Raw genomic sequence first — 16,611 nt, 5'->3', positions numbered from 1 at the left:
TTACGCGTGGTGCTAGTACTCATTAGTATGTTTGATTTTACAAAAAAAGCCCAACATGGTTAGACTATTAAGTGATACAAAACTTAAATAGAAAAGAGCCTTAATCATGTTGAACCTTCTTAAGTCTAACCACTATTGCCATCATTTACAAGTTAATTTTGCTCAATTAAACCGTACCTGCCATCGCTGGTATAAGCTTTATGCACCTAAAAAGCTCGTTCAACGACCGAACATCAACCAAGTTAAAGTTGATGATAGTACCCTAATAGCCCTTCTGATTTGCCAAACTCAGTTAGGAATCGAATCGCAACGACGCTTTTGTATGATCTTGGTGAGCTCCATTTCTCGGTCACGTTTCAACCGTCGCACTCGCCAATTACTACCGTTACTCAGTTTAATTAGGCGAAAGCTAAACCAAGATGTTGATTTACATGGACAATTCCTAATTATTGATAGCTTTCCAGTACCAGTTTGTCATCCAGTTCGCAATTATCGAGCCAAGATTTTTCGGGGAAGTACTGATATTGGCTATAACGCTACGAAAAAACAGTATTACTATGGGTTTAAAGTCCACATGATTGTTAGTAGTGATGGTTACTTGCTCAACTACATCGTTACTAAAGCTTCTGTCCATGATAGTAAGGTCGCCGAAGAATTAATCTTAAACACTATGCCACTTGAGCACTTTTTATTAGCAGATGTTGGCTATGTTAGCCGTCAGCTTCATACCGACCTAGTTAGTGATGGCTATGAGCTTTGGACTCCATTTCGTCAAAACATGGCTGGCGCTAAGAAGCATAATTCACGAATCCTAAAAGCAATTCGCCGAACGATTGAGACCGACTTTTCGTTATTAAAATACTATAATGCCGAAAATAATCGTGCGCGAAGTTTAGCAGGCTTTCAAGAACGGTTAGAAGTGGCAATTTTAGCATCTAATATGGAGTATTGTCTAGAAAAGTTTCACTAGCACCACGCGTAGTGGTTTATATGTAGCCGAATTAAACAAACAATGAGATAGCATAAACTGAACCAAGTCCCGCCAGTGCCAGGACAGAGGTTAAGGTTGACCAGGAAAGGAGGGTTTCTTTAAGAGAAAGACCAAAGTATTCCTTGATCATCCAGAAGCCGGCGTCATTGACGTGGTCACAGAAGACGGAACCAGCACTTAGTACCATCAGAGCAGCCATGGCGGAGTTAGAGCCGAATTGATGGGCCATTGGGGCCACGAGACCAGCGGCAGTCATGGCAGCCACCGTTGAGGAACCCAGCGATACCCGGAGCAGGGCAGTGATTAGCCAAGCAGCCAGAATTGGTGAGATGTTGGTTTGGGCAAACAGGGTTGAGATGTATTTGGAAATACCACCATCAACTAAGACTTGTTTGAAGGCCCCTCCACCACCAATGATTAGCAGCATCACGGAGATTTGCTTGATGGAAGCCACCATCGTATCAGAAATTTGGTTCATTGTCTTGTTCCGGTGGAGTCCCATTGTAAAGACGGCAAAGATTAACGAAAGTAGCATGGCAAGGTCTGGTGCCCCAACGAACTGGATAAATTCATTAACCGGATTTGATTTAGGAAAAATGAATGAGCAGATCGTCGCAAAGACAATCAGAATAACCGGCATCATGGCTGTTAAGACGGAAATACCAAATTTAGGGGTTTCGTCGAGATTAAATTCCTTATATTCACCAAGAACCGAGATATCGATATTTTTCCGGTATACTTGAGGGTAGACTTTGTGGAGGAACCAGTTAAAGACCGACCCAGCAATGATGATCGTTGGAATTGCCGCAATAATACCAAGTAAAAGCACGTGCCCGCCATTTTGCGTCTAGTTACCATTGTTCTTTGGTGGATGTCATTTACCCAGGAGCCTTTTCGTAGTGACAATTGATTTCGCCGTTACGTTTCCCGGCCCGTTACTTTGGACCTAGTAGTTGACAATGTCGGTCATCGCTAGCGTACTGGCTGTGAAGTCGGCACTAAGCTATCGAAGGACTCCCGATACAGCCGGTGAATATGCCACAGGGTGTACTGGAGATGGTGTGTGGTAACGCAATTAACGTTGTGGTGAGCTTTGCGTTCCTGAATACGTGAATAAAAACGAAATGATAGAGAATATTGCTAAAATACTGGTTCTTATTCCAATATTATATAGTGATTATTACGGAAATTAGAATAAAAAAGAATTAGACAAATTCCATTGCACTTATTAAATGAAACCGCTATCATATAACTATCAAGTGATAATGTTCACTAAGTTTAGATTACGAAGTTGTAACCTAGAGGAGGCAATTTCAATGACTTCAAAATATGAAACAGAGCCTAAAGGCTACACAATGACCACCGTGATGCAAGAAGCAGCGCGTTGCTTACTGTGTGAAGACGCACCTTGTTCTAAGGCATGTCCAGCTCACACCAATCCTGCTAAGTTTATTCGGAGTGTTCGTTTCCGCAACGTTAAAGGGGCGGCCGAAACTATTCGGGAAAATAACGCCCTTGGTGCTATTTGTGCCCGGGTTTGCCCGACGGAACGTTACTGTGAAAGTGCATGTACTCGTGCGAAGATTGATGGTCCAATCGATATTGGTGGAATTCAACGCTACGTTACCGACATGGAACGGAAGGAAAACATGCAGATCCTTCACGCCGGCAAGGAAAACGGCATGAACGTTGCCATCATCGGGAGTGGTCCTGCCGGGCTGCAAGCCGCCGCTACCTTACGGCAAAAGGGCTACGGCGTTGACATCTACGAAAAGAACGCCAAGGCCGGTGGTTACCTGACTTACGGAATTCCTGAATACCGCCTGCCAGAAGCCATCGTTGACTACGAAGTTCAACGGATCGTTAACCTCGGGGCCAACATCAAGTACAACGTTGCCGTGGGTAAGGACATCACCATGGACGACCTGAAGGCTAAGTACGATGCCGTTATCGTGGCCATCGGTGCTAGTGCTGCCAAGACGATTCCGATGTTTGAACATAACATCTGCACGGAATCCGCTATTTCCTTCTTGGCCCGTGCCAAGGAAAACAAGGGTAAGCTTGACGACCTGCCAGACAACGTTCTGGTTATCGGTGGTGGTGACGTTGCGATGGACGTTGTCACAACCCTGAAGAAGCTGGGTGTCACCCACGTTACCGACATGGTATACGAAGAATTCTCTGAATTTAAGGCTTCCAAGAAGGAACTTGAAGGGGCCCAAAAAGAAGGCGTTACAATCGTTGATGGCTATGTGCCAACCGATGTACGTCAAAACAAGGTTACCTTTAAGCACCGTAAGATTGATAGTGAAATGACGATTACCGCTGATAAGATCATCTTAGCCATTGGTCAAAAGGTTGATGCAGATGGCTTAGACATTGACATTCAGCACAACGAGATTCCATTCCGAAAAGCACGCTTCCACACTAAGGACCCGAAGGTATTCGCAACTGGTGATATTGTCGATGGTGACAAGACCGTTGTTTACGCCGTTCAAAAGGGTAAGGAAGTTGCCGAAGAAATCGATTGTGTGTTAGGAGGACAAGACAATGATTAAAAAAGACTTGTCAATTGACTTTTTAGGTGTTCATTTTGAGAACCCATTCTGCTTGTCATCTTCACCAGTTGGCAACTGTTATGAAATGTGTAAGAACGCCTACGATGCTGGCTGGGGTGGGATTGTCTACAAGACCTTATCACCAGACCACTTCGTTATTGATGAAGTATCACCAAGATTCTCACAACTGACCAAGGAAGACACACCATTCGTGGCCTTCAAGAACATGGAACAGCTGGCTGAGCACCCAATGGCACAAGACCTTGCTGACATGCGTCGTCTGAAGAAGGAGTACCCAGACAAGGTCTTGATTGCCTCTATTATGGGTGAAACCCCGCAAGACTGGACCGACCTGGCTAAGCTGGTTACCGAAGCCGGCGCGGACATGATTGAACTGAACTTCTCATGCCCACAGATGACTTCCCACACGATGGGGTCCGATGTTGGTACGAACCCTGAATTATGTAAGACCAACTGTGAAGCCGTTAAGAAGGGGACTAACCTGCCAGTATTGGCCAAGATGACGCCAAACATCACGACAATGATTCCGGTTGTTAAAGCCTGCCTTGAAGGTGGCGCTGACGGTGTTTCATCCATTAACACCGTTAAGTCCATTACCGATATTGATTTAGACAACAAGGTTGCTTTGCCAAGTATCAATGGTAAGTCAGCCGTTTCTGGCCTGTCTGGTAAGGCTGTTAAGCCAATCGCCCTCCGGTTCTTGCAACAGATTCGTTCTGCTGCCGGGCTGGAGCAACTGCCTGTTTCCGGTATTGGTGGGATTGAAACCTGGGAAGATGCCGCCGAGTTTATCCTGCTTGGGGCTTCGACCCTGCAAGTTACGACCGCCATTATGCAGTATGGTTACCGGATTATCGATGACCTGACAAACGGGTTAATGCACTACATGGATGAACAGGGCGTTGACCACTTGAAGGATTTGGTTGGGATTGCTAACAAGAACATCCTGCCAACTAACCAACTGGACCGTGACTACAAGGTTTACCCAAAGATTGATTGGGATAAGTGCATCGGTTGTGGTCGTTGCTTCATCTCCTGTCAAGATGGTGCCCACCAAGCAATGGACTGGGATGACGATAAGCGCCTGCCAACCTTTGATAAGAGCAAGTGTGTCGGTTGTCAACTCTGTGCCCTGGTTTGCCCAGTCGGCGCAATCAAGCTGGGCTTAGTTGAAATGAAGCCGGGCCGGAAGGGTGACCCCGCTAAGGTTGACGCTTCGACCTTCCAACTGCCAAATGCGGAAAATTAAGAATAACTCCCGCTAATATATTCCCCAGCCGGCAACTAGTGTGTTTTTATACTAGTTGCCGGCTTCTTGTCTTATAATTATTGATGAGTAGGTTACCGTTCCTCACTAAGTGTGATAGAATAGTAACCGTTTACATAACGACAATCAAAGGAATATTAATAATGGATGAATGGATGAACTACGAACAATTTGACCGGCAGACATGGCACGCCTTTTTCCCGGCTGATACGGTTCGCTTAAACCAAGAAAATTTGGATGATATTAAGTCGTTAAACGACCGCATCTCAATTGAGGACGTCAAGGATGTTTACTTGCCGCTGATTAAGCTTCTGCAACTCCACTACCAGAACTTTTTGGAATGGCAGATGCAAAAGGCCAATTTCTTGCGCCAACCGGTCCGGCGGGTACCCTATATTATTGGAATTGCCGGCTCGGTGGCAGTTGGCAAAAGTACGATTGCTCGTTTGCTTAGTATCCTTTTAAATAAGCTCCTTCCCGATAAGCGGGTGGAATTGATGACTACGGACGGTTTTCTGTATTCAAATGCAGAGCTGAAGCGACGGGGTATAATGGACCGTAAAGGTTTTCCCGAATCGTATGATATGGAAAAGCTTTTGAAGTTTTTAAACGACGTCAAGGCCGGGGAGCCGGTTGTTAAGGCGCCGACTTACTCGCACCAGGTTTATGATGTTCAGCCAGATAAACCGCTGGTAATTGACCGCCCTGATATCTTGATTGTTGAGGGGATTAACACCTTGCAATTGCCAACCAACCAGCGTCTGTACGTCAGTGACTACTTTGACTGGTCAATCTATGTTGATGCGGATCCAGACCTGATTGAATGTTGGTATCTGCAACGCTTTGACCTCCTGTTAAAGACGGCCTTTACGGACCCGTCTAATTACTACTATCCGTATTCAAAAGGAAACCGGGATGATGCCTTTAAGATGGCCAAAGAAGTTTGGCAAACTGTTGACCTGCCAAACCTCAAAGACTTTATCCTCCCAACAAAGACCCGGGCTAACCTGATCCTCCACAAGACCCACGGTCACGTGGTCGATCGTCTCTACCTGCGGCGTGATTAAATGGGTGGGGGAAACATTAACGCGCGTTTTTGGCGATTACCTTTGTAATATTCAAGTAAAGGGCTGGGGAAATTTACCTTCTCCCCAGCCCTTTACTTGTTTATAGTGATACGTTGGCCCGCAACGGTAATCTGGCCAGCCTGTTGAAGGACCTTAAGTTGCCTGCTCAGTGTTTCCGGGGTTAAACCAAGAAAGTTTGCTAGGTCTTTTTTCCTAAGGGGTAAGTTAAATGAATCCTTCCCGGTACGTTTTTCCTGGGCCCTAAGGTAGTCCATGATTCGATCTTTAGCGTTCATTGAATTACGACGGACGGTGTTTTCCTCCGCCAATATTAATCGTTCACCAAAATCATTAAGTAAGGAAAGGGCAAGGTCAGGAGTATCCCTTAATAACTTTTGAAAATCGCAACGGTTCATCGAGCAGACAAGGCAGTCCTCAGTTGCTTGAATAAAGTTTTCGCGGTTATTGTTGCTGAATAAGTTTTCCTGGCCGGTGGAGTCGCCCTTTCCAAGAACACCTAAAACGGTTTCCTTTCCCGTCTCATTTAAGGAATAGACCTTTGCGTGGCCGGAATCGATTACAATCATTCCATCTTTGCCGTCTAATGGTTGCCGAATCAGGCTGCCCTTTGGGAAGAAGTCCTGGTGGGAAGAAACCGTTACGAGCTTTTTCTTCAGTTTTGTTGGTAAATTTTTAAATATAGTTGCCTTGCTTAAACAAGCAATTTCGGAATGGTGAACCAAATTTATCCCCTCCCATTGATTTAAATCAATTTAATTATACCCGCTTATTTCTATAATCAAAGTATCAAACATCGGTGTTTGTTTAAATACTTAAGTTAATGATTGAGCAAAGTGAGGGTATTAAAATGAAAGTTATTATTGTTGGTTGTACTCATGCCGGAACCATTGCCGCAACGAGAATTCTCAAGGACCATCCCGAAACTGACGTTGTCATTTACGAACGGAATGATAATGTTTCATTCTTATCATGTGGAATTGCGGTCTACTTAAGTGGGGACGTCGATGATCCGGATGCGATGTTTTACTCTAGTCCTAAGCAGTTAGCCGAACTAGGGGCCGAGGTTAATATGCAACACAATGTTACCAGTATTGATCCGCAGACGAAGACCGTTAAAGTTACTGATTTAACAACTGGGGCTGAGAAGACAGATCATTACGACAAGCTTATTGATACAACCGGTTCTTGGCCTATCATTCCACCAATCGATGGTGTTAATGGTGACCATGTTTACCTGTGCAAGAACTATCACCATGCTAAGCAATTATTTGCTGCTGCTAAGGATGCCCAGCGGGTGGTTGTCATCGGTGCTGGTTACATTGGGGTTGAATTAGTTGAGGCCTATACCCGGCAAAACAAGGACGTTACCTTGATTGATGGAGCGCCACGGATGTTGCATAAGTACTTCGACCAGGAATATACTGACCGGATTCAACACCAGTTTGAAGAGCACGGAGCAACATTAGCTTTCAACCAGAAAGTCACTGCCTTTGATGAGCACAACGACGGTGTGACGGTGAAAACCGATAAGGGGAGCTTTGAAGCAGACATTGCAATCCTTTGTGTTGGCTTCCGTCCAAACACCGACTTGCTTAAGGGAAAAGTTGCGATGCATGATAACGGAGCAATTATCACAAATGAGTACATGCAGTCATCTGATCCTGATATTTATGCTGCAGGTGATTCAACCAGTGTTCACTACAACCCAACTGGAAAAGATGCTTATATTCCTTTAGCAACCAACGCGGTTCGCCAGGGAACAATGGTTGGCGTTAATATTTTTGGTAACAAAATGCGTGATATGGGAACCCAGTCTAGTTCTGGCTTAAATCTTTACAAAACGACAATGGTTTCTTCCGGCTTGACGCTTGAAAATGCCAAGGCGGCGGGAATTGATGCCGATGCAGTAACCATTGAAGATAACTACCGTCCAGAATTCATGCCATCAACAGAGAAGGTATTGATGACCCTCGTTTGGAATAAAAAGACGCGGCAGATTATTGGTGGTCAACTAATGAGTAAATATGATGTTGCTCAATCGGCCGGGGTCCTGTCACTGTGCATTCAGGATAAGCACACGATTGATTACTTAGCCTTTGTTGACATGCTATTCCAACCAAATTTTGATCGGCCATTTAATTATTTGAATATCCTGGCTCAAGCTGCCGTTGCGAAGGCTGGTAAATAAATATTAGGAAGTAAAAGCATAAGAGCACATGCTTTCGACGCGAATCTGGTTAATTGCTTTTTCGTAATCTTGATATAATTTGAGATTTAACTGGAAACTGGGACATAATTCCGTTGTAATATTCGGAAAATAAAAAAGGAGGCTGGGAAAAAACTAATGGTTTACTAGCTTCTAATAAGAAAATCCGAACTGTAATTTTCAATTTTATGAAAATTGCAGTTCGGATTTTTCCTTTTTCAATTATTTTGACTCCCTAATGAGCCATGAATTTTCCTAATTTAGTTAAATTCATGGTCATTAAGACCAAACCAATATCATTTTCCACACCTTGTTGTCCACGAAGATGGGTTCGACGTACGCCAAAATCCCTCTTCATTCTGCCAAAGACTGGTTCTACGTCGAATTTACGGCGACGGTAGATTGCTTTGCCTTCTTCAGAAGAGAGGGTATCTTTAATTTTAGCTTTGAAGTAATTCCAAGTAGGGTTAACGTTCATTTGACGTTGGCGACCACCCGGGGTCTTTGCCAATTGATCTAACCTGGCGGTTAGTTGATGTTTATCGGCACGGTAAATTTTAAGGTCACGGTTAAAACCATACTTATCTGTCCGTCGGCTGTAACGATAGAAGCTAAAACGTACACCTTGATGATCAATGAAATAATCATCCTCGGCGTTGTATTGCCAGTTTTGTGGCCGACTTAGATCGTGTTGATATTTACGCTTTTGTTCTTTCTGATAAGTAGTATATGGGATAATCGGCTGCTTTCCTAGTTCATCAATAATTGCAGTATAGTTATATTCACTGCCATATCCAGCATTGGCAACAATATGATCGAAGAAATCTAAATGAGGGAATTGTTTTAAGAATGGTACTAAAGTTCTGGTATCAGTTGGATTAGAGAATAAACCATAATCTAGGGTAAATTGATTATGTGTAGCAACTTGAAGATTATATCCTGGTTTTAATTCCCGGTTTTTCATTGAATCTTCCTTCATACACATAAAGGTTGCATTATGATCAGTCTTTGAGTAACTATTACGACCCTGAAAAGTATCTTCAGCTTTTTCATACTTCTTAGCTCGCGGAACTAAATCTTGTTTAAATTTACGATAGATCTTTTTTAAGAAACGACGACGTTGTTTCTTAACGGAACCACCCTTAATCACTTTAGGTTCCTGTTTAATCTCCTCATTTAATTGGTTGATCTCATTTTCAAGTTGTTCGGTAATCTCTTCCATACCAGTCGAAGACTTAATCATTTCCGGTTTCATTGACTGAATAACTTTCTTTTCAATTAACTCATCATAAAGTTCAGCCACGTTTGCTTGAAGCTTAGCGTGATATTTTTCAACTGCTCGTCGCCAGGTAAAAGAGTACTTATTAGCATCAGCTTTTACTTTAGTACCATCAACGAAAAAAGCGTCATGTTTAATTAAACCATGGTCGGCTAATGCCATGGTGAAATAAACAAAGGACCGTTTAATTAATCCCGCTGCATGGTTACTACTGCGAAAGTTATTAATGGTATGGTAACTATAAGTATGATCACGAGCCAACCACCGCATTGGTAAGTTCTCTTCTAACATAGTTTCAATTTTCCGACCAGAGTAAGTCTGACGAGAATAAGCAAAAAGCAATATCTTCAGCATAATGGCCGGATGCGAAAGTGGGCGACCAGTAGTCGCCACATCTGCTTCTAGTAAAACTTCCTGGGGAATTGAATCAACAAAAGCATCAATCAAACGTGTAATATGATTTTTTGAAACTTTGAACTCATAACTTAGTGCGAATTCAGTTTGCCCTGTGATATAATTTTGATACATGTAAATCATTCCTTTATATTTGTTTTTAGGGGTAATTACATCATATCAGGAACGATTTTCTGTGCATATAAAAATCCGGATGATAAATCAATTTTAGATTTATCATCCGGATTTTTAATTTGACTAGGAGTTTTTTCCCAGCCTCCTTTTAGCTCTTGAGTGCTATACAGCAATTATGTGGTGGAGCGCTCTGATGATTTTATCCTAATTTGTAGTTATTAGCCGCTTCACTATTCGTTAACAAGCCAGTCGAGGAGGGGAATTGTAGCAAACTCCTCGTCTTTTCCCCAGGCGTGATCGCCGGGTTTGGCAATGATTAACGTCCGTTCTGCTGTGGCGGGAAGGTGACGTAAACCATTGATCGCCCTGTCGTATGCAGCTTGGTTGAGGAAGGAAAAGTTGAATTGAAAAAAGAGCCGCTTGGTACCGCGAGTGGCAATAAAGGTAACCGGATGGCGTCCCTTTTGACCACTATAAACCTGGAAACCACGCGCCGTTAATTCATTATAGACAAGCATCGTCAGATTAGTCGCTGATAATGCCCCCTGGTGGTTAGTAAGTAAACAACGGAGACCGGGGTCAACAGGAAAGTACTGGACGTTTGTTTTCTTGACAGTTCCAGTAGTCAAGTTTAATTCCGGGCAGGCGGTGAAGAGAAAACCTTCTTGAACGAATGCAAGGTATGATGCCAAGGTCTTATTTGAGACTTGAATGTTACGCTCTTGTAGCGCAGCAACCGCCTGTGAGACGTTGATGGGAACACCAGGGTGGTGAGCTAAAAAAGTAATCAGGTGTTTTAAAAGATTGGGGTTAACTAATCCGGGGTGTTGCATCAGTCCTTTAAGAATAATCGTATTCAAGACGTCTTCACTGTAGTTACGCACAGAAGCATCATCACGAATGTTTTGCACAAAGGGGAAACCGCCCCGGTTGAGGTAATGGTAAAGGGAGGTAAAATCCGCTGGCTGGTGGTGGAAGTCAATGAACTCGTGAAACCTGAATGGGCGGACGGCAATTAATTGGGAAGGAAACTGTTGAGCTAACTTACAGATTTGGTGGTCAGAACCCGTAATATATAAGTCAACATTGGTAAGCTTAACCAGCTGTCGGACAAGCTGCTGGTAATTAGGCAAGCTTTCCAATTCATCAAGGAAAAGGTAATTTACTTGTTCTTTGATAAAGCTTTTTTTGATCTTGTTTACTATTGTGGTGATGTTAAGGGCAAAAAAGTTTAAATCTTGTTCAAAATCGATAGTCTTAATTTGTCGACAAGAAATACCATCCTGCTTGAGCCAGGCTTGGTATTGGTTGATTAAAGTTGATTTCCCACTTCGCCGAATACCAAAAATAATTTTTATGGTAGAATCACATTTGCTTTTTCTTAATTGGTCTAGTTGAAAAGAACGCGCGAACATTCACTCATCTCCGGTAAAATTCTGGTACACAGTTGATTTTACCAAAAGTTGTTAACCTATTCAAATTTGGAAATAATTCCAAATATATCAGTGGTTATAGCTATTTAAAGAGCCGCGAAATAGTAAAAATAAGTAAAAAGAATTTTTAACAGGCCAACGTTGCTAACGGTTGCACAAAATAAAATTGGTCTATCTGCGTTGACAAACAAATTAATACCAATTAAGAAGGTAGTTACAAGAATCAATTAGCAGCAATTATACAAGGAGAAGTCAGAATGAAAACTTTTACCACCACGGTTGCGATGTAGTACCACCGTTGACGAGTAGTGATATTGCAACTCGTCAAAAAACTTAGCGTTATGAACTGATAAGGTGTTGCAAAAGAGTGGAGTGGAGGCAATTTACATGCTGAAGGAGCAAAGCATTGCACCTGATTTTATAGTACCGAAGTTGGTTGACCTTGTTGTCCAAACAAGCGTTACTGGTCGGAAGATAAGGATTGCTAATTGCTGCTGGATTCCGTTACTCACTATGCCGATAGAACAGGCTCACGAGCAATTGCACAAAATGTTGAGGGACCTTGTGAAACCAGTCTTGGTAATTGACGAGGGAAACTTACGATTAAGTGCAGTGGACTTTGCGAGCTTCCTGCGGCGTCATTTGATGACTGTGTTAGCCAGGATCAGTGCTGATCAGCTGCATCGAATGGTGATTGTTTACCAGCCGCGCTGGGCTGCGGAATATCGCCTGCCTGCTGATACGCAGCGAATTCGTATCGCCCACCGACAAATTCGGGATGTACTTGCGACCGTTTATGAACCTGCCATCGCTACCCAGGTAGCAATCTTTTATGGTGGCTTCCTCTTTAAAGATGAATTATCAAATGTTATGAATGATGACAACGTTAATGGTGTCGTGGTGGGAAATGGAAAGCAAGTATAATGTCACTTCTTTAGAAAGGAGGGGTAGTATGTTAAAAATAAATGAGGAATTGGCAACCCTTGATGAACAGGCTGTTAAAGAAGAATTGGCGCTACTGACTGCCGCTTTAGACAGGTAAAAAGGTTTAATGAATACAATAATTATTCCATCCATTCACGGACGGTGACCTAAGAGTTACTTGATTTTGGGCCCCGTCCGTTTATATTTTGCCGAAAAAGGAAACAATTAATTGTTATCGTCAGTTGACCGTCCGCCTTTTAGCCTGTAAACTTAGGGAAAAGAGCAAATTTTAACGAAGGAAGTGGCAATGTGGCAAACGTCAATTTAGATGCATTCGACAAGATTATCGTCCTTGACTTTGGGAGCCAGTACAACCAACTGATTACCCGCCGTTTGCGTGATTTTGGGGTTTATTCGGAACTCCTTTCGCACAAGATTACGGCAGACGAGATTAAGAAGATTAAGCCGAAGGGGATTATTTTCTCGGGGGGACCAAACAGTGTCTATGATGATGGCGCCTTTAAGGTTGACCCCGCAATCTTTAAGCTGGGTATCCCAATCTTAGGGATTTGTTACGGGATGCAGTTGATGACCTATGAGTTTGGCGGCAAGGTCGAAAAGGCGGATAATTCTGAATACGGTCGGGCGGATATCAAGGTTCTAGATAAAAACGCCCCGCTATTCAAGGGCTTGCCAGAAAAGCAATATGTCTGGATGAGTCATGGAGACCTTGTTACCGAGGTTCCGGCTGGTTTCAAGGTTACGGCAACCAGCAAGAACTGCCCAATTTCTGCGATTGCTGATGATGAGCGGAAATTCTATGGGATTCAGTTCCACGCGGAAGTCCGCAATTCTGAATACGGTTTGGACATCCTGCGTCGCTTTGCCTTTGACGTTTGCGGTGCTAAAGATAACTGGACGATGGATGACTTCATTGACCTCCAAGTGGACCACATTCGTAAAGAAGTTGGTGACAAGAAGGTTATCTTGGGCCTATCCGGTGGGGTAGATTCCAGTGTTACCGCTGTTTTGATTCACAAGGCAATTGGTGACCAACTGACTTGTATCTTTGTTGACCACGGTTTGTTGCGGAAGAACGAAGCCGACCAAGTGATGAATGCCTTGAATCGCGACCTTGGTGTTAACATCGTTAAGGTTAATGCCGCGGACCGCTTCCTTGGTAAGCTAAAGGGTGTTACCGATCCCGAAAAGAAGCGGAAGATCATCGGTAAGGAATTCATTGAAGTCTTCAATGAAGAAGCCAAGAAGATTCCGGACGCTGACTTCCTTGCTCAAGGGACCTTGTACACCGACGTGATTGAGTCGGGGACTGATACGGCACAGACGATTAAGTCCCACCATAATGTTGGCGGCCTGCCGAAAAAGCTTGGCTTTAAGCTGATTGAGCCGTTGCGGAAGCTTTTCAAGGATGAAACCCGGGAGCTAGGTGAAAAGCTGGGTATTCCGCACGAATTAGTATGGCGGCAACCATTCCCTGGCCCGGGCCTCGGTATCCGGGTAATTGGCGAAATCACACCGGAAAAGCTGGAAATTGTCCGGGAAAGTGATGCTATTCTTCGGGAAGAAATCAAGAAGGCTGGGCTAGATGAAAAGATTTGGCAATACTTTACTGTTTTGCCAGGAATTCGTTCGGTCGGTGTAATGGGCGATGGCCGCACTTATGACTACGCGGTTGCTATCCGGGCAGTCACTTCCATCGACGGGATGACGGCAGACTTTGCCAAGATTCCGTGGGACGTCCTCCAGAAGATTTCGGTTCGGATCGTAAACGAAGTCGACCACGTCAATCGAATCCTTTACGATGTCACGAGTAAGCCGCCTTCGACAATCGAGTACGAATAGAATTGTAATGTTACTTAGTGTTGGAATGGCGATATAACGGCAATTTGGCAGTGTTAAAACTCGACCAACTCATAAAAAATAACATGTTTGTTTGCCAAAGTGTTTGCCAATCGAGTAGGAGGTAATTGATTAGTTCAATTACCGACCTCTCACACCACCGTACGTACGGTTCCGTATACGGCGGTTCGACAATTTAATCACTTTTGAATTAACTGGAGCGTCTTGGACATATTTATTAGTCCAAGGTGCTCCAGTTTTCTATTTGTTAGAGAATAATTTAGTGTCTTACTGTGTGCAGTTCGCCAGTAACCCTTTCGGGTACTAGCGAAGACGAACGCATCATGATAAGACAAACCTAACTTCTGTAGGTGTACAACTTTAGTTTTGAATTTCTTCCATTGCTTCCAGATATATTGTCTTATTCGTGCTCTTAACCATTGATCAAGGCGGTGAATAAAATTGGCTAACTTCCCAATTGAGTAATACTGAAGCCAGCCACGCATCTTTTGGTGGATTTCTTCAAACATCTTGGTAAGAGAAACACCCCGATTACGCTTAGTTAGAAGCCTCAATGCTTGTTTTACTCGTTGTTGTGATTGTTTGGCTGGTCGGGCATAGGCACCATTACGGTCTACACCGAGTGAGAAGCCAAGAAACTTCAACCTCAAGGGACTACCAATTTTGGTTTTATCTGGATTAACTTTAACTTTCAATCGCTTTTCAAGAAACTGAGTAATACTACGCATTACTCGTTCTCCGGCCCGCTGACTTTTAACATAGATGTTACAATCGTCCGCGTAGCGCACAAAGTGGTGACCACGTCTGGTCAGCTCTTTATCCAACTCATTTAAATAGATATTCGCTAGCAGTGGCGATAGTGGTCCTCCTTGCGGAGTTCCTTTGTCGCTCCTAACGAACAGCCCGTGGTCCAAGATTCCGCTAGTCAAAAACTTACGGATAAGTCTTAGTGTCCATGGGTCATCAATATATTGTTGGAGGTATTTAATCATCAAATCATGGTTGACATTATCAAAATAGGCCTTAAGGTCTAAATCAACTACCCGTCGATAACCTTGATTATATAGCTTAACTACCTTTGCGATTGCGTCTTGGGCTCCACGATGAGGGCGGAAACCAAAACTATTGTCAGAGAAAACTCGCTCAAAGATGGGCGTGAGTACCTGGGCAACTGCTTGTTGGACCAGGCGGTCCACTACCGTTGGTATCCCTAGTTTTCTCACTCCACCGTTGGGCTTGGGAATTTCCACTCGTTTAACCGGTGCTGGCTTATAATTGCCCTCACGTAGGTTGGTGATTAATTCCGTTTTATTTTCCCTGAGGTAGGGCAGAAGGTCATTGACAGTCATATCGTCAATACCCGCCGCTCCTTTATTTCTCTTAACTCGCAAATAAGCCTGATTAAGGTTATTGCGATCCAAGACTAAGTCTTGGATAGTGACACTCATACCTTTACCTTCACCATAATCGGTACTACGCGCCCTTGTGTACTTTCGGTTTTCCAAACCTATCCTCGACAAGCGGTCAGCTTGTGTTTCTGTTTTCTGCGATTGTCGCACCTGATTACACCTCCGATATAATTTATGAGTTATTGTCGTTCAGTCCTTCGTCTGACTAATCAGACTACTATGACCTCGGCTGACTTCTGACTTACTCAACACCACATCACTGTCGTGCTTGTTTCTGTGGAATTTCATTTATTCCTCTTGTCGGAAACGTGTAAGCCAGACCTCCCCGGGTAAGAATATTAACTTTCGTACCATGTCACCGTTAGCTTTACTGAAAGCAACTTCGAGTAGTATTGGACTTTAGTTTGTATGGCAACCTTATCCAGTTACTCTCAGCCTTATAGCTACTTCTTGTTCATCGGTGCAGTACTTTGCCTTAGACTTCCTTCAGATTCCACCTCACAGTGGACACCCTTGTCGTCAGCTCATGGTTCCGACTACTACGGCCCATAGTGGACTTTCACCGCCTAGTTAATACCCATGCCGGGCGCACTATGAAGAAAGCATCCAGTGTAAAAGCTGGGTGCTTTTTATAATAAGAAATTTTTAACAATAAGTCTTAATCCTTTCCATGATGGTTAAACATTTGATTAAAAGTAAAAATGTCCCATAATGTATCTGATACTTCATGGTCTTCTTGTCCTTCATGAGTATTTACTGGTGGTAAGCCTTGTTTTGCTCTGTTCTTGTTGACTTCACGTAAATTGTGGTTATCAATATCCATACCAGTTACCCACATTACGATCCACCATAAGACACAATAAAGTAGAAAAGCTTCAACAATCCATGAGATAAATTCCCATAATCCTAACCATGTAATGATAATTATTGCAATAACTGTGGTAATCAGCCAACGACGATGCATGATCTTCTTTCTTTGGTTATTATCAATCATCAGCACCACTTCCTTTATCTGCTTCTATATAT

At 43.4% G+C, this 16,611-nt stretch carries 12 protein-coding genes and 1 pseudogene; 7 read left to right on the top strand and 6 right to left on the bottom strand.

Translation table 11 applies throughout. From position 1 onward, the window contains the following. Positions 1-109: 109 nt before the first annotated feature. A complete protein-coding gene (locus tag KZE55_RS08510; protein WP_222259876.1) occupies positions 110-970 on the top strand; it encodes an IS982 family transposase in 861 nt (286 codons plus the stop codon). Between the two features lie 31 nt (positions 971-1,001). On the opposite strand, the pseudogene KZE55_RS08505 reads toward KZE55_RS08510, so the two are convergent. Then, positions 1,002-1,826, bottom strand: a pseudogene (locus KZE55_RS08505) (gluconate:H+ symporter); the annotation flags it as partial. A gap of 481 nt (positions 1,827-2,307) precedes the next feature. Between KZE55_RS08505 and KZE55_RS08500 the strand changes: the two are divergent. The 3 genes from KZE55_RS08500 to coaA all read left to right on the top strand — a co-directional run bounded on the left by KZE55_RS08500 (position 2,308) and on the right by coaA (position 5,904). Beyond that, on the top strand, positions 2,308-3,549 hold the full coding sequence (locus KZE55_RS08500; protein ID WP_222258131.1) for an FAD-dependent oxidoreductase: 1,242 nt from the start codon (positions 2,308-2,310) through the stop codon (positions 3,547-3,549). Next, positions 3,542-4,819: an NAD-dependent dihydropyrimidine dehydrogenase subunit PreA gene (gene preA, locus KZE55_RS08495; protein ID WP_222258130.1), complete on the top strand. Its 1,278-nt coding sequence runs from the start codon at positions 3,542-3,544 to the stop codon at positions 4,817-4,819. The genes KZE55_RS08500 and preA overlap by 8 nt, the downstream gene beginning before the upstream one ends. A 161-nt stretch (positions 4,820-4,980) precedes the next feature. Continuing rightward, the gene (gene coaA, locus KZE55_RS08490) at positions 4,981-5,904 is read left to right on the top strand and encodes a type I pantothenate kinase (RefSeq protein WP_047769516.1); all 924 of its coding nucleotides are present in this window, start codon (positions 4,981-4,983) and stop codon (positions 5,902-5,904) included. 92 nt (positions 5,905-5,996) lie between these two features. Here coaA and KZE55_RS08485 read toward each other — a convergent pair whose 3' ends face one another. Continuing rightward, entirely contained in the window at positions 5,997-6,647 is a 651-nt protein-coding gene (locus KZE55_RS08485; RefSeq protein ID WP_222258129.1) for a Crp/Fnr family transcriptional regulator, read from the bottom strand. A 125-nt stretch (positions 6,648-6,772) separates the two neighbouring features. On the opposite strand from KZE55_RS08485, the gene KZE55_RS08480 reads away from it, so the two are divergent. Then, positions 6,773-8,113: an FAD-dependent oxidoreductase gene (locus KZE55_RS08480; RefSeq protein ID WP_222258128.1), complete on the top strand. Its 1,341-nt coding sequence runs from the start codon at positions 6,773-6,775 to the stop codon at positions 8,111-8,113. A gap of 253 nt (positions 8,114-8,366) precedes the next feature. Here the strand turns inward: KZE55_RS08480 and KZE55_RS08475 are convergent, their stop codons facing one another. After that, entirely contained in the window at positions 8,367-9,938 is a 1,572-nt protein-coding gene (locus tag KZE55_RS08475; protein WP_222257734.1) for an IS1182 family transposase, read from the bottom strand. Positions 9,939-10,168: 230 nt separating this feature from the next. Then, positions 10,169-11,353 (bottom strand): ATP-binding protein, encoded by a 1,185-nt coding sequence (locus tag KZE55_RS08470; protein ID WP_222258127.1) that lies wholly within the window; start codon positions 11,351-11,353, stop codon positions 10,169-10,171. Positions 11,354-11,758: 405 nt separating this feature from the next. Here KZE55_RS08470 and KZE55_RS08465 point away from each other — a divergent pair, with 405 nt between their 5' ends. Together KZE55_RS08465 and guaA are read left to right on the top strand one after the other, a co-directional pair. Then, positions 11,759-12,295, top strand: coding sequence for a triose-phosphate isomerase (locus KZE55_RS08465; RefSeq protein WP_222258126.1), 537 nt, complete (start codon positions 11,759-11,761; stop codon positions 12,293-12,295). A 309-nt stretch (positions 12,296-12,604) separates the two neighbouring features. Then, entirely contained in the window at positions 12,605-14,158 is a 1,554-nt protein-coding gene (guaA, locus tag KZE55_RS08460) for a glutamine-hydrolyzing GMP synthase (RefSeq protein WP_047768310.1), read from the top strand. 197 nt (positions 14,159-14,355) lie between these two features. Here the strand turns inward: guaA and ltrA are convergent, their stop codons facing one another. Both ltrA and KZE55_RS08450 read right to left on the bottom strand, forming a co-directional pair. Beyond that, positions 14,356-15,735 carry a group II intron reverse transcriptase/maturase gene (gene ltrA, locus KZE55_RS08455; protein WP_181578162.1) on the bottom strand — a complete coding sequence of 460 codons (1,380 nt, stop codon included), beginning with the start codon at positions 15,733-15,735 and terminating at the stop codon, positions 14,356-14,358. Between the two features lie 508 nt (positions 15,736-16,243). Then, positions 16,244-16,579 carry a hypothetical protein gene (locus KZE55_RS08450; protein WP_222258125.1) on the bottom strand — a complete coding sequence of 112 codons (336 nt, stop codon included), beginning with the start codon at positions 16,577-16,579 and terminating at the stop codon, positions 16,244-16,246. Positions 16,580-16,611: the final 32 nt, after the last annotated feature.

The sequence above is a fragment of the Limosilactobacillus panis genome (assembly GCF_019797825.1).
Lineage (GTDB): Bacteria > Bacillota > Bacilli > Lactobacillales > Lactobacillaceae > Limosilactobacillus > Limosilactobacillus panis_A.
This window is presented reverse-complemented; position numbering and strand designations above follow the sequence as displayed.

Coding starts and splice junctions, on each gene's coding strand:
- KZE55_RS08475 (WP_222257734.1), bottom strand. CDS start 9,938: ATGTATCAAAATTATATCACAGGGCAAACTGAATTCGCACTAAGTTAT.
- KZE55_RS08480 (WP_222258128.1), top strand. CDS start 6,773: ATGAAAGTTATTATTGTTGGTTGTACTCATGCCGGAACCATTGCCGCA.
- coaA (WP_047769516.1), top strand. CDS start 4,981: ATGGATGAATGGATGAACTACGAACAATTTGACCGGCAGACATGGCAC.
- preA (WP_222258130.1), top strand. CDS start 3,542: ATGATTAAAAAAGACTTGTCAATTGACTTTTTAGGTGTTCATTTTGAG.
- KZE55_RS08500 (WP_222258131.1), top strand. CDS start 2,308: ATGACTTCAAAATATGAAACAGAGCCTAAAGGCTACACAATGACCACC.
- KZE55_RS08470 (WP_222258127.1), bottom strand. CDS start 11,353: ATGTTCGCGCGTTCTTTTCAACTAGACCAATTAAGAAAAAGCAAATGT.
- KZE55_RS08450 (WP_222258125.1), bottom strand. CDS start 16,579: ATGATTGATAATAACCAAAGAAAGAAGATCATGCATCGTCGTTGGCTG.
- KZE55_RS08465 (WP_222258126.1), top strand. CDS start 11,759: ATGCTGAAGGAGCAAAGCATTGCACCTGATTTTATAGTACCGAAGTTG.